This is a genomic window from Flavobacterium algoritolerans (assembly GCF_030010385.1).
Taxonomy (GTDB): domain Bacteria; phylum Bacteroidota; class Bacteroidia; order Flavobacteriales; family Flavobacteriaceae; genus Flavobacterium; species Flavobacterium algoritolerans.
This window is the reverse complement of record NZ_JASCRZ010000001.1, coordinates 1,046,364-1,059,819: the sequence shown is the minus strand read 5'-3', so window position 1 is coordinate 1,059,819 and position 13,456 is coordinate 1,046,364. Positions and strand designations below refer to the sequence as shown.

Below are 13,456 nucleotides of genomic sequence, written 5' to 3'. Positions count from 1 at the left end.
ATTAACTCTTAGGGGCCTTGGGAATTAATCCAAAAATGTGCAAAACTGAATTTAATATTTAGAACAAATTATTACTGTTTTTCCATAACTGATTTTATTAATTAATTTTCAATTTTAGCAAGAGACATTTTGCCGTTATAAGGTTTACTGCCTTTTGACTCTAATGCTTTTTTGGCTTCTTCTATGTTATCAAATTTGTTATAGTAAATGAAATATTTACTGGTATTAATATCGTAGAAGAAATCTATGTTTGTTTGTCCTGCAGCAACTGCTTTTGTTAAAAATTCATCTCTTTTAGCAACATTATCGTGTACTGCAACCACTAAATAATAACCACTTTCCACATTTTTAATATTTTTCAGAATTTGCATAGTAGACTGCTCATCACCTGAGTCAAAATCTTCTGCTTTTAAAGGAACCGAACTGAAAGCAGTCTTCTCTTTTATTAAGCTTAATGTCGCTTTATCTTTCAAATACCTACTTTGATCATTCTCAAAACCAGCGCGTTTAATTCTTCTTTTTTTCTCAATTTCAGTATCTGTTTTAATTTTTTCTAATGATGCAATCAGATTCGTATTTGACTGCAATACTTTTAATTGTTCTTGTTTTAATGTTTCTATGGCTTTCAAATAATATTGATTCGTTTCATCATCTTTATTCGGCACTTTTTTCAGTCTTTCTTTGTATAAATTCTCTAACTCTCTAATTTTTACGGTTTGAGTTTTATTCACCTCAACTAATTCTAATTTTAAAGCTTCTAATGCATTATTCTCCGCAGACACGCTTTTGAAAGGCTTCGGCTCTTTGAAAATACCTTTCTCACTTAAATCATTCTCTTCTTTTAATTCTTTCAGGTCTTTTTCTTTATTGGCAACCGTTTCACCTAATCGCATTAATAATTGTTGCTGTGTGTTTTTAGATTCTTCTACTAATTTGCTTAAATCATCCATCGATTTTGTAGTGGCATCCTTTGGTGTTGCTGCTAATTTAGCTTTATTCTCCGCATCGAGTTTCGCTTGAGCAAGAGCGTCTGCTTTGACTTTATCATCTGCAGCAAGTTTTGCCTGTGCAAGGGCATCAGCTTTAGCTTTATTATCTGCATCTAGTTTCGCTTGAGCAAGTGCATCAGCTTTGGCTTTAGCATCAGCAGCAAGTTTTGCCTGCGCTAGTGCATCGGCTTTAGCTTTATTATCTGCATCGAGTTTCGCTTGAGCAAGAGCATCAGCTTTAGCTTTAGCATCCGCATCGAGTTTCGCTTGAGCAAGAGCATCAGCTTTGGCTTTATTATCAGTATCCAGTTTTGCCTGCGCTAGTGCATCGGCTTTGGCTTTATTATCTGCAGCAAGTTTTGCTTGAGCAAGTGCATCAGCTTTAGCTTTTGCATCCGCAGCAAGTTTTGCCTGAGCTAGTGCGTCAGCTTTGGCTTTATTATCAGTATCCAGTTTTGCCTGAGCAAGTGCATCAGCTTTGGCTTTAGCATCAGCAGCGATTTTTGCCTGAGCGAGTGCATCAGCTTTGGCTTTGGCATCAGCAGCAAGTTTTGCTTGAGCTAGTGCATCAGCTTTGGCTTTGGCATCAGCAGCGAGTTTCGCTTGAGCAAGTGCATCAGGTTTAGGTTTAGTATCTGTTGCTATTTTTGCTTTTGCTAGCGCATCTGCTTTAGCTTTGGCATCTGCAGCAAGTTTAGCTTTAGCAAGGGCATCCGCTTTAGCTTTAGCATCTGCAGCCAATTTGGTTTGGTTAAGTGAATCCGCTTTGGCTTTAGCTGCAGCATCAGCGATTTCTTTTAATTTTTGTAATCTTCTTTCCTCTTTTTGAGCTGCCAAAGCAAGTTTAAGTTCCTTCAGTTTTTGAGCATCCTCAGGAGATAAAATGCTAGATTCTTTTGCTGGAACTGATTTTCTTACCTCTGTTGGAGAAATAATAGCCCCTTCTTCCTCATCATCGCCATAATAGTATGAACTACTCTTAAATTTATAGGCAAAAACAATTTCGTGAGAAGAGCCAAAATTTGATAAATTCCCCATGCCTTTTTCAAAGTTATATTCTAAAGAAATTTTTGGAGTAATATTCAACCCTAGTCCACCAGAAATTCCATACACGCTATTATAACCCGCTTGAGCCCAAATTCCTTTTGGAATAGCAAACATCATTAATCCCGAAACAACTGTTTTGTCTTTTTTAACCTCAGTTTTAAGCAAAGCCGAAAATTTACTTTTGTCAAAAAAACCATAGGTGTCTAAATATCCTGTGTGCATAATGTGGGCTTGAATGCTTTGTTCAGGATCGTCTTCGACTACTTTGGAAGTTTTAAGATTGTATAAAATCAGATTATTTATAGAAAGTCCAAAATCAAGAAAGGCAGTTCCATAGTTGATACCTGGATTCACTGTTATTAAAGCATTTGAAGGTATACTTTCTAACGATGGATCAGGATAGTTTGTAATAACCTTGCCTTTATCTAAGCCACTTTTATAAAATCCTACATTCATTCCAAAAGTTAGATTACTATCCTCTTGAAACATGACATTATGAGCAAAGTTTGCCACAGCCCCAAAGGTGGTAAGCACACCATAATTCTGCTGGAATAATCCAACAGAAATCCCTTCATTTTCTCTGAATCTTCCAGAATAGCTCACTAAATAGGTCTGAGGCGCATTGTCGAATTGAACCCATTGCCTTTTGTTATAAAAACTGACAATCGTGCTTTGTTCTCTAACAAAACTAAAGGTAGGATTGATCAGGAATCTATTAAACTTTAACGAATTTCGGACGGGTAGATTAAATGAAACCACTCCATCTTCTTGAGCATAAAGCAGGTGTTCTGTACCGAAAAAAAGAGCTATAACTATAAAAATATTTTTCATGTTATTTCACTATTGTTATCGATCCCTTATTCACTTTTTGATCCTGAGTAGTGATAATATAATAATAAATCGGGTTTATATTCTTGAAATCGTTTCCGTTTTCGGGCCAGTTATTTTGATAGTCATTTGTGTCGAGCACTATTTCCCCCAAGGAACTTATCAATTGTACTTTTGTATTTGTTCCGCTTACATATTCTTGCGGAATAACCCAAGTATCATTGATACCGTCACCGTTTGGGCTTACTAAATTAGGGATGTTTGCAACATTAGGAAATGGATTGGGATCAATTGAGGAATTGACTACAAAAGAATATTCTTTTGATGCGACACAGCCTGTAGTTTGAGTGATTACAACTTTATAATTCCCTTTTGTTTGTATATCATACGTACTTGTTGTAGCGCCCGAAATAATTGTTCCGTTTAAATACCATTTGTATTCCGGACTGGAAGCCGCTGTTGTTACAATTACTTCCAACGTTTCATCTGGAGCAATGGTATTGGTATCCGGGACATTGATAGTGCTTGCAAATTGATATCCTTGTAAGTTGATGGAGGCATTGGCCACACAACTTCCAAAGCTTACAGTTACTGAATATTGTCCTGGTTGATTGGTTACATACGTTTGGCTTGTAGCTCCGGCTATAGCAACATTATCCTTAGACCATTGATAACTATTACCCGCCACTGTAATTAAAGTTGTTGCACTGGCGCTCGAACAAAAAGGATTTCCAAGGCTGGATGTGATTGTCGTAGCAGCCGAAGAATTAGATTCACTTACTGTAACTCGGTTAGAGTATGAATTTGAGGTACAAGTACCATAATTTGTCTCTACATAGTATTTTCCGGGTTGATTTACCGTTACACTTTTTCCGGTAGCAATAGGAGTTAAACTTGGTTCTTTAAACCATTTATAGGTTAACGAAGGATATTTTAAAGGAGAGTCATTAGTTGCCGCTCCAGGATTATCTATGTTTAAAACATAACTTCCGCCGGTACAATAGGTAGCCGTTGGGATAAAATTATTGATGGAAAACGGAGTATCTTGCACTTTATAATAAGCAGCAAAAGCGATAGAATTAGGACTTGTCGCTGATGGACTTGTACTTTTTACCCTTAACCTGTATTGTTCTCCCGCAGTGGTAACAGGCACTGAAAAAGTTACTGTTGCCGGTGAGACTGTTATAGCTCCTGCAATAGAAGTGAAAACTGTGGTTGGAATAGCAAAACTTCCATTTGGATCTGATAATTCCACTATGAATTGATTGGTGGCATTCAACCCGGAAACCGGTGAAAAAGGAAACGTTACACTAAAAGTATTAAAAGATGGATTAGCACAAATTTGACTAAAAGATAATGTTGGTGTTCCTATAACTATCTGAGCATAAACACTATTAGTTAAAGGAAAAACCAGTAATAAAAGAAAATAATAATATTTGTTTATAATAATAGTCATTCCGCATCCAATCTTTATTTATCCAATTCATAAAAATAATTTACAATTGCATATCGTTACATTTTCACACCTGAAATCAAAATCCGCTACAACTAAATGATTCTTTTAGTGATCATTTGATGCTGTAATTTTAGCTATTCGCAATCTAAAATCAGGTTTTTTATCATTGAAAAGGTCTATGAATGTCTCTTTATTATCACTTTGAGAATACACATTAGAAAAGGCACTATTCCCATACCAATTTTCTAAATCCTCATTGTCCAAGTTATGTTCCGTAAAAATATTTCCTTTACAAAAATTGAAATACATCTGTTCGAATTTTATTTTCTTTAGATTTTCGCCATTAATTTCAATTTTATTATCCAATAAAACTGCGGGATTAAAACCAGAAATCACCGTTTTTTTAATGTCGAGAGAAGTATTCTGAGAGACATATACAGCTTCTTTAACTAAACCTGATTCAATATCAGCATTGATGTTTTCGCTATTGTTAATCAACGTTAGATTTGTTGCAATCACTGAGGTTTGTTTTTTAGTGAAATCAACCTCTTCTTTTTTGTCGTAAGAAGCCACATCTATACATCTTGAACCTAAGTTGCTGGTTAAATAAGAAGATCGAATGGCAAGAGAATTATCTATTCGGCATTGCGTTCCAAAGTTAAATTTAAAATCATCACTGCTTGACTTAAAAGAAACCAGTTTATTCAAAGTAAGTTCACCGCCATATATTTCAAAAGAATCACCTGCAGCATAACTGATCATTATGTTTTCTAAAACCGTTTTGTTTCCAACACCTGCCAGTAACAATGCATTGAAATTCCCTAAGCCTTTAATTTTTTTTCCTGCAAATTCTATTCTTACAAATTTTAAAATACCTGAATTGCTACTTACATTACTACCGCCATACGATGTTAACGAAGTATCCAAATCAAAATTTACAGAGGAAGCATTCCCAAATTTATTCGTAGGTGCATCGCCCAGTATTACAATTCCTCCCCAATCTCCCGCTTTTCTGGAGCTTCTGTTTGAAGTAAAAACGATAGGGTCAGTCTCTAAACCTTCGGCTATTATCGTAGCACCTTTTGTGATTACAAGAGAAGCACTGGATTCATAATCGCCTATTATTACTGTTCCGGGTTCAATGGTAAGTGTTGCGTTATTGGTAATAAAAACACTGCCTTGCAATATGTAGACATTTTTCTTGAACAATTTTGTGTTCACGGAAATATTTCCTGCCAATATTTGATTGGCTTGACCATAATCAACTTTATTGGGTTTAAATTCCGTCCAGTTATTTAGCCAGTTGTTTAAACCTGTTATTCCTTTTTCTTGCTGTGCATTTACACTGAAAACTCCAAAAAAGAGAATCCAGACAATTTGAGTAATTGTTTTCATGAGATAAAAAGATATAAAATTTATATTAAATGCTTTGGTACTAAAAAAAAACTCATTACGATTTTTCTGAATTATATCAGAATGTATCGATAACGAGTTTTTTCTAAATCAATATTCGATTATCGCTACAATGCTCTTATAAAATTACTTGTTAATAAAAACTAGAAAAGGAATTACACTAAGCCTTACAAATACTACATATCATTGAACTCATGTAATGATTTCAATGTATTTTCATAAAATAAAATTGCTTTTACTAAATTATCCGTATCTGAATAAGGCACCATTCTTCTTTGAAAAGCCACCGTTATATCCAAGAAATTTGTAGTACTTTCATCTTGCCCCGCTAATATTTTTCTATTATCGGCATCATTAGGAATTCCTAGATCATTCATCGTAACTCCGGGTTTTGTAGCTAAGGCAATGTAGGGTAATGTTTTTACCAAAACTTTTATACGTTCAATATAAAGTTCTAATAATTCTCCTTTTTTCATTCCTTCCAACTCTTCCTTAACGTGGTATTTTTTTATTATCGCGTTTGTACTAATAATACTTTTAGGAGCATTTTTATCTTGTGCTGAAACCACGCCTGTTGCTAACAAAAAAAACACACTGAAAAAAATAATTTTCCCTTTCATAATTTGAATTTACCAATTAGTTTATCTAACAAAAATATACAATAAAAGTCAAAATGCAATTTTGTCAATATTTTTTTTGACTACAAAAGATTACAAAATGTAAAAAAAAACGTATTATAACGAACATATTTGCATTTCGTCGAATACTGTGTTTTTTCACGACACAAGTGATATTATTGGGTTTAACACTGTTTCGTTCTACTATCTATAGCATCTGAAAATAAAATTTAATTCTTACCAAAAAAAAAATTGTTTATTAATATTAAACTTACATGATGACAATCAAAAAGTGTTAAATTTTCATAAATAACCGCCTTTTTTATCTGTTTTAAGTCTTTTTTTCCCTAAAAAAAGTTAAATTTTGATCTTAAAAAGAGGCTTACACAATATCATTTATACCGTTACTTTTCCTGAAAGTTTGCATCCGAAAATTTTAGACTAAACCATTTTCTTCTATCTTTGCTTTATGCAATTTTCAGAAATTTTAGGACAAGAACACATTAAAAGTCATTTGACAAGAAGTGCTGATTTGGGAAGAATTCCACATGCACAACTGTTTGTTGGCCCTGAAGGAAGTGGTACTTTACCCATGGCAATTGCTTATGCACAATATATTATTTGCAGTAATCAAAACGCCGAAAACTCCGGTTCAAACGAAGCCTGCAATATCAAATTCCAGAAAACTTCGCATCCCGATTTGCATTTTATTTACCCAACCGTAAGTACCGAAGATGTAAAAACCAAACCAAAAAGTATTGATTTTATCACGGAATGGAGAGCTTTTTTGACTCAAAATCCGTACGGAAGTTTGTTTGACTGGTATTTAACTCTTGGCGTTAAAAACAAACAAGGAGAAATTAGGGTTGATGATGCCCAGGAAATCTTAAAATCTCTCGCATTAAAATCTTATGAAGGCGGTTACAAAGTCATGATTATTTGGATGGCTGATAAATTGAATATTGCCGCTTCCAATAAACTATTGAAATTACTCGAAGAACCTACGGACAGAACGGTTTTTATCTTGATTTCAGAAAACGAAGAAGATATAATCCAAACCATTCGTTCCCGATGTCAAGTCCTACATTTTAACGGATTAAATGAAACCGTAATTGCTGAAGCTTTGGTTTCAAGAGAAAATACAGAGCCTAAAGAAGCTTTAAAAATAGCACATCAAGCACAAGGAAATTATAACAAAGCACTGCAATTATTACAACCGGACAGCGAATCGGTTTTTTTTGAAAAGTGGTTTGTTGATTGGGTTCGTGCTGCTTTTAGAGCCAAAGGAAATGCAGCTGCCATTCAGGATTTGATTCAATGGAGCGAGCAAATTGCCAGTTTAGGAAGAGAAACCCAAAAGAAGTTTTTACATTTTTGTATCGATATGTTCCGTCAGGCCATGTTGCTCAATTACCAAACGGAAAGCTTGGTTTATATGGAGCCAAAAGTGGAAAAATTCAAACTGGAGAATTTTGCGCCTTTCGTAAATGGCAACAACATAAATGATATTTTCAAAGAACTTTCGGATGCCATGTATCACATTGAGCGCAACGGAAACGCTAAAATTATTTTAACCGATTTATCTATAAAACTCACCCGTTTAATTCACAAAAAATAAAAAAATGAACAACATTACTTCGATTTTAATTTTAATTTTTCTAGCCATTACTTTCCTGCAATCCGGTTACGATAAACTGTTTTATTGGAAAGATAATGTGGACTGGTTGAAAGGTCATTTTTCTAAAACACCATTAAAAAACCATGTGCCATTAGCATTGCTTAACATTTTAATATTAGAATTAATCTCTGGTATTTTATGCGTAGTGGGCTGCATTGAATTATTCGTAAATAATGGCAGAATATTCGGTTTTTATGGAGCGGTTTTCTCTTGTATCACTTTATTAATGTTGCTTTTCGGACAGCGATTGGCGAAAGATTATGATGGTGCCAGAACAATTGTTATCTATTTCATACCAGCTATATTGGCGGTTTATTGGTTAAACTAAAACCCAATTATTATTTAAAAACAACGATTCTCTTTTACATAAAAAACATGACTCCAAAACATCCTTCAGAATCCCTTACTATATTAACTGATTTGGTTTTACCAAGTGAGACCAACCCTTTGAACAACCTTTTTGGAGGCGAATTATTGGCCCGTATGGATCGCGCAGCCAGTATCTCCGCAGGAAGACATTCTAGAAGAATTGGCGTGACCGCATCAGTAAATCACGTAGCTTTCAATAAAGCAATCCCTCTTGGAAGCGTGGTTATTATAGAGGCCAAAGTTTCCCGATCATTTAGAAGTTCAATGGAAATTTATATTGACGTTTGGGTTGAAGACAGACAATCAGGAAACCGTACCAAAGCCAATGAGGCAATTTATACTTTTGTGGCGGTTGATGATACCGGAAGACCGGTAGAAGTACCTCAATTAATTCCAGAAACAGAACTGGAAAAACAACGTTTTGATGCTGCATTGAGACGCAAACAACTCAGTTTAGTTTTAGCAGGAAAATTAAATCCTCATGAAGCTACTGAATTGAAGGCATTGTTTCAGTAACACGTATAAGCAACTTATTTTTTATTGAAATTTAGATTTAAAATATTCTTGAAAGAGAAAATTTACATTAAAAAAAGAAGTATTTTTACGAAAATAAATCTTTGCATATAAATGAAATTTTCAGGATAATTAGTCATTCTGTCAGTTTCTTAGAGTTATAAAATAATACAAATAGATGAAAGAAAAGGTAAAAGAGAAGATGAGTACAGAGAAAGAATCCAAATTAAAAGCGCTACAACTTACGCTTGACAAACTAGACAAAACGTACGGAAAAGGAACGGTGATGAAAATGGGGGATAAAGCCATTGAAGAAGTGGAAACTATCTCATCAGGATCTTTAGGAATTGATTTAGCGTTAGGCGTTGGCGGGTATCCAAGAGGTAGAATCATTGAAATATACGGTCCGGAATCTTCTGGAAAAACAACCCTGACACTTCATGCTATTGCCGAAGCTCAAAAAGCGGGTGGAATTGCTGCTTTTATTGATGCGGAACACGCTTTCGACAGAAATTACGCAGAGAAATTAGGTGTAGATATCGAAAACTTAATCATCTCGCAACCAGACAACGGAGAACAAGCTTTAGAAATTGCTGAAAACTTAATTCGTTCAGGAGCGATTGACATTGTAGTAATTGACTCGGTTGCCGCTTTGACTCCAAAAAGTGAAATTGAAGGAGAAATGGGAGATTCTAAAATGGGTCTTCACGCTCGTTTGATGTCTCAGGCATTGCGTAAATTAACAGGAACCATTAGCAAAACAAATTGTACTGTTTTCTTTATTAACCAATTAAGAGAGAAAATTGGTGTAATGTTTGGAAATCCAGAAACAACAACAGGAGGAAATGCATTGAAGTTTTACGCCTCGGTTCGTTTAGACATTCGTCGTTCTACACAAATTAAAGATGGAGATAACGTCCTTGGAAACAGAACCAAAGTAAAAGTGGTGAAAAACAAAGTTGCTCCGCCTTTTAAAATTGCTGAATTTGACATCATGTATGGTGAAGGAATTTCAAAAACAGGAGAAATTTTAGATTTAGCTGTAGAATTTGAAATCATCAAAAAAGCGGGATCTTGGTTCAGTTATGGTGAAACCAAATTAGGACAAGGCCGTGATGCTGTTAAGTCTTTAATAAAAGACAATCCGGAATTAGCGGATGAACTTGAAGAAAAAATTAAAGCCAGAATAAAAGAACTAGCTGAAGCATAAAAGAACTAAAAACCCGAGAATATCGGGTTTTTTTAATTTACAACGCAACCTTTTTAAAAAATTTCATCTAATAAGAAAACCGTCACTAAAAACTTTTAAACTGACGGAATAGTATTAACTTTTAAATTAGTAAAGATGAAAAAAATTGTTTTACTCACCCTGTTTTTGTTGACCCTGACGGGCTGTAGTATTGACGATGATCAACCCAATTACAGCTATGAAGTACTTCCGGTAGACAGTTATACAGTGCCTCAATCTTTCACCTTAGGGCAAACCTATGAGATAAAATTAAAGTATACAAGACCTTCTGAATGTCATTTTTTCCAAGGGATATATTATGATAAAAATTTAAATATACGAACCATAGGAATTCAAACGGCAGTGAATACTAATCAAGTGTGTACACAACAAATTCCTGCACCATCAGAGGTTTCTTTCAATTTTTATGTAACCAATACCGGTTCCTATATTTTTAAATTTTACAAAGGTGAAGATGCCAATGGTCAAAATATATTTGAAGAAGTTGAAATTCCAGTGATTAATTAATGACCGAAAAAACTGTGGTATTAGATCAAATAATTAATCAATGTAAAAAAAACTGCCCCAAGGCACAAGAGCAATTGTACCAATTGTTTTCTAAAAAATTCTTTGGGGTGTGTTTAAAATACTCCACTGATTATGCAGATGCCGAAGACAATCTACAGGATGGGTTTTTGATCATTTTTGATAAAATTGAGCAGTATAATTTTAAAGGTTCTTTTGAAGGATGGGCAAAGAGAATATTAATTAACAATGCCCTTCAAAAATTCAGAGGCGTTAGATATATGGAAGTCATAAACGACAATATTCCTGAGGAAGAAGTCGAAATTGAAGACGAAAATATTTCTATCGAGTATCTAATGCAAATCATTCAAGAGTTACCAGACCAGTATAGATTAGTTTTTAGTCTCTATGTACTTGATGGATATTCTCATAAAGAAGTTTCCGAGATGCTTAAAATCAGTACCGGAACCACAAAATCAAATTTGGCGCGAGCAAGAGGAATTTTGAAAGAAAAAATTGATCATCATACAAAAACTAAAATAAATTCATTGGCAAAATGAACGATAAAAAAAATATAGACCGATTGTTTCAAGAGCGATTCAAAGATTTTGAATCACAGCCCAGTAAACAAGTTTGGATAAATATCCAGGCCTCTTTAAAAGAAAAAGAGGAGGACCGAAAAGTAATTCCTTTTTGGATAAAATCTTCTGGGATTGCCGCCGCTTTCCTTTTAGGTTTTTTTGCATTGAATACCATTATTAACAATAAATTTGAAATAAAAAATGGTGTTGTCATAGACACGAAAGTTTTAAAAAATTCGTTTGAAGGAAAGGATTCTACTCTTGATAAAACAAAAAGAGCACGTAATCCTTTAGAAGTGAAAACAATTCCTCAGGTCGTAGTTAACAAAATTAAAACAGGAAAAACAGATGAAAAAGAAATTATATCTTCTGATAGATTTAAAATCAATTCGAACAAAGAGAAGAATCAAAACGGTTCTGTTGTTTATTTCCAAAAAAATAATTCACCGCTAAAACAAACATCAGCAAATAATGACAACCAAAACGCTACGGTTGTTACTGCTGAAAAAAACAATACAAAAACCCATAATCCGTTTGAAAACATTCAACAAAATCAAACACTGGAAAAAAGCAATTTAAAAGAGAATGAAAACGCTAAAATTGCAGCAATAGACTCTAAAAAAGAGCCTTCAAGTCCTGCTGAAACTCCAAATGAATTAGAAGAAATTCTTAAAAAGAAAAAAGGAGAAGAAAAAGAGGCTGTGGTTCTCAATCAAAAAAACAAGTGGCAAATTACGCCAAACATTGCGGCTGTATATCTGAATTCGAATTCAGGCGGTTCAGCCATTGACCCTCAATTTTCAGAAAATCAAAAAACAGGCGATAACAGCTTAAGTTTTGGTGTTGGGGTAAATTATGCTGTTTCTAAAAAAGTAGCCTTACGAAGCGGAATTAACAAACTCTCGTTAGGATACAACACGAATAACGTAGTCTATTCAACTGGTTTGGCAAATAATAATCTGGCGAATATTAATTACACTTCAAATGCGTTAATCGAAATTAAAAATGAATCTAATTCAAGTATGTTATCCATATTTGAAATCAACTTACAAAAAACCAATACAGGCACTATCAATCAAAAAATGGGTTATTATGAAGTCCCTTTGGAGGTTTCCTATGCTGTTTTGGATAAAAAATTCGGAATTAACGTTATTGGAGGTGTAAGTACTTTGTTTCTCAGCCAAAATAAAATATCGTTAGTTTCATCTGAAACCAATGTGAAATTAGGCGAAGCAAAAAACTTGAATCAAGTCCATTTCAGTACTAATGTGGGTTTAGGATTTAAGTACCAGATTATAAAATCATTCCAAATTAATGTGGAACCAATGGTAAAATATCAATTGAATACATTTTCAAACAACTCGGGCGACTTTAAACCGTTATTTATCGGATTGTATTCTGGTATTAGTTATAGCTTTTAATTGGATCAGAATCGAAAGCTACTAGTTGATTGTATATTATCTCTCGTACTTCTTCACGAATTTCTTTTCGGTCAACGCCGGTTTTTCCTAAAGTTTCTATGTGTGAATGCATTTTTACACGCATAATTCCTGGGCTTCCGCTAAAAAAAGTATACGAGAATCTCTTCTTGTTATCAGCAAAAGTAATTGGAACAATAGGAATTTCGTGTTCTATCGCCAATCGGAAAGCACCGTCTTTGAAAGTATCTAACAAAATAGATTCATCATCTGGAACGCCGCCTTCGGGGAAAATACAAATACTCAATCCTTGATTGATTCTTTTTTGAGCGCGATTAAAGACTTCCATTCTGCTTTTTGAAGAACTTCGGTCTACCAAAATACAGGTTCTTTTATAGAAAAATCCAAACAAAGGAATTTTTGAAAGTTCTTTTTTACCCACAAAAACAAACGGATTTCTAGTCAGAGCAAGCATCAGCATAATATCAGCCATGGAAGTATGATTGGCAACAATCATATAACTTTTTTGATATTCCATTTCTTGGCTTTTATCTATTTTATAATAAAATCCCATTCCGAAAAGAATAAATTTTGCCCAAATACGAGCCATCTTAAAAAAATAAGGATAGCCGCTTTCTGTCAAAATAGACAATACCAGAAAAGGAAACATCACCAATATGGGAATGGCCATCAAAATATAAAACCATACGCGCCACAAAACCCAAAAAACAATTTTTAATCCTCTCATAAGTTCAAAAGTAAGAAATCGTAGGCGAATAATAATAAAAGAATTT

At 34.1% G+C, this 13,456-nt stretch carries 12 protein-coding genes; 7 read left to right on the top strand and 5 right to left on the bottom strand.

All coding sequences use genetic code 11. The features are described from left to right. Positions 1-101 precede the first annotated feature (101 nt). From QLS65_RS04625 to QLS65_RS04610, 4 genes are all read right to left on the bottom strand, one after another. Positions 102-2,867 carry a PorP/SprF family type IX secretion system membrane protein gene (locus QLS65_RS04625; RefSeq protein ID WP_282715532.1) on the bottom strand — a complete coding sequence of 922 codons (2,766 nt, stop codon included), beginning with the start codon at positions 2,865-2,867 and terminating at the stop codon, positions 102-104. Position 2,868: 1 nt separating this feature from the next. After that, positions 2,869-4,320, bottom strand: a complete 1,452-nt coding sequence (locus tag QLS65_RS04620; RefSeq protein WP_282715530.1) for a T9SS type B sorting domain-containing protein — start codon at positions 4,318-4,320, stop codon at positions 2,869-2,871. 105 nt (positions 4,321-4,425) lie between these two features. Beyond that, entirely contained in the window at positions 4,426-5,715 is a 1,290-nt protein-coding gene (locus tag QLS65_RS04615) for a hypothetical protein (protein ID WP_282713234.1), read from the bottom strand. 194 nt (positions 5,716-5,909) lie between these two features. Then, positions 5,910-6,353, bottom strand: a complete 444-nt coding sequence (locus QLS65_RS04610; protein WP_282713233.1) for a hypothetical protein — start codon at positions 6,351-6,353, stop codon at positions 5,910-5,912. Positions 6,354-6,819: 466 nt separating this feature from the next. On the opposite strand from QLS65_RS04610, the gene QLS65_RS04605 reads away from it, so the two are divergent. The 7 genes from QLS65_RS04605 to QLS65_RS04575 all read left to right on the top strand — a co-directional run bounded on the left by QLS65_RS04605 (position 6,820) and on the right by QLS65_RS04575 (position 12,665). Further along, complete coding sequence (locus QLS65_RS04605; RefSeq protein WP_282715513.1) at positions 6,820-7,968, top strand: DNA polymerase III subunit; 1,149 nt, start codon at positions 6,820-6,822, stop codon at positions 7,966-7,968. Positions 7,969-7,972: 4 nt separating this feature from the next. Next, a complete protein-coding gene (locus tag QLS65_RS04600) occupies positions 7,973-8,356 on the top strand; it encodes a DoxX family membrane protein (RefSeq protein WP_099713929.1) in 384 nt (127 codons plus the stop codon). Between the two features lie 47 nt (positions 8,357-8,403). Beyond that, the gene (locus QLS65_RS04595) at positions 8,404-8,913 is read left to right on the top strand and encodes an acyl-CoA thioesterase (RefSeq protein ID WP_099713930.1); all 510 of its coding nucleotides are present in this window, start codon (positions 8,404-8,406) and stop codon (positions 8,911-8,913) included. Between the two features lie 199 nt (positions 8,914-9,112). Then, complete coding sequence (recA, locus tag QLS65_RS04590) at positions 9,113-10,120, top strand: recombinase RecA (protein WP_099716226.1); 1,008 nt, start codon at positions 9,113-9,115, stop codon at positions 10,118-10,120. A 135-nt stretch (positions 10,121-10,255) separates the two neighbouring features. Next, complete coding sequence (locus QLS65_RS04585; RefSeq protein WP_282715511.1) at positions 10,256-10,666, top strand: lipoprotein; 411 nt, start codon at positions 10,256-10,258, stop codon at positions 10,664-10,666. 14 nt (positions 10,667-10,680) lie between these two features. After that, positions 10,681-11,223 (top strand): RNA polymerase sigma factor, encoded by a 543-nt coding sequence (locus QLS65_RS04580; RefSeq protein ID WP_099716227.1) that lies wholly within the window; start codon positions 10,681-10,683, stop codon positions 11,221-11,223. Then, positions 11,220-12,665 carry a hypothetical protein gene (locus QLS65_RS04575; RefSeq protein WP_282715509.1) on the top strand — a complete coding sequence of 482 codons (1,446 nt, stop codon included), beginning with the start codon at positions 11,220-11,222 and terminating at the stop codon, positions 12,663-12,665. The genes QLS65_RS04580 and QLS65_RS04575 overlap by 4 nt, the downstream gene beginning before the upstream one ends. On the opposite strand, the gene QLS65_RS04570 is transcribed toward QLS65_RS04575, so the two are convergent. Beyond that, positions 12,649-13,410, bottom strand: a complete 762-nt coding sequence (locus QLS65_RS04570; protein WP_282713229.1) for a lysophospholipid acyltransferase family protein — start codon at positions 13,408-13,410, stop codon at positions 12,649-12,651. The genes QLS65_RS04575 and QLS65_RS04570 overlap by 17 nt on opposite strands. Positions 13,411-13,456 lie beyond the last annotated feature (46 nt).

Excerpts from the sequence above, each read along its gene's own strand:
- QLS65_RS04610 (WP_282713233.1), bottom strand. The coding sequence starts at position 6,353 with ATGAAAGGGAAAATTATTTTTTTCAGTGTGTTTTTTTTGTTAGCAACA.
- QLS65_RS04585 (WP_282715511.1), top strand. The coding sequence starts at position 10,256 with ATGAAAAAAATTGTTTTACTCACCCTGTTTTTGTTGACCCTGACGGGC.
- QLS65_RS04605 (WP_282715513.1), top strand. The coding sequence starts at position 6,820 with ATGCAATTTTCAGAAATTTTAGGACAAGAACACATTAAAAGTCATTTG.
- QLS65_RS04570 (WP_282713229.1), bottom strand. The coding sequence starts at position 13,410 with ATGAGAGGATTAAAAATTGTTTTTTGGGTTTTGTGGCGCGTATGGTTT.
- QLS65_RS04575 (WP_282715509.1), top strand. The coding sequence starts at position 11,220 with ATGAACGATAAAAAAAATATAGACCGATTGTTTCAAGAGCGATTCAAA.
- recA (WP_099716226.1), top strand. The coding sequence starts at position 9,113 with ATGAGTACAGAGAAAGAATCCAAATTAAAAGCGCTACAACTTACGCTT.
- QLS65_RS04615 (WP_282713234.1), bottom strand. The coding sequence starts at position 5,715 with ATGAAAACAATTACTCAAATTGTCTGGATTCTCTTTTTTGGAGTTTTC.
- QLS65_RS04595 (WP_099713930.1), top strand. The coding sequence starts at position 8,404 with ATGACTCCAAAACATCCTTCAGAATCCCTTACTATATTAACTGATTTG.
- QLS65_RS04625 (WP_282715532.1), bottom strand. The coding sequence starts at position 2,867 with ATGAAAAATATTTTTATAGTTATAGCTCTTTTTTTCGGTACAGAACAC.
- QLS65_RS04620 (WP_282715530.1), bottom strand. The coding sequence starts at position 4,320 with ATGACTATTATTATAAACAAATATTATTATTTTCTTTTATTACTGGTT.
- QLS65_RS04600 (WP_099713929.1), top strand. The coding sequence starts at position 7,973 with ATGAACAACATTACTTCGATTTTAATTTTAATTTTTCTAGCCATTACT.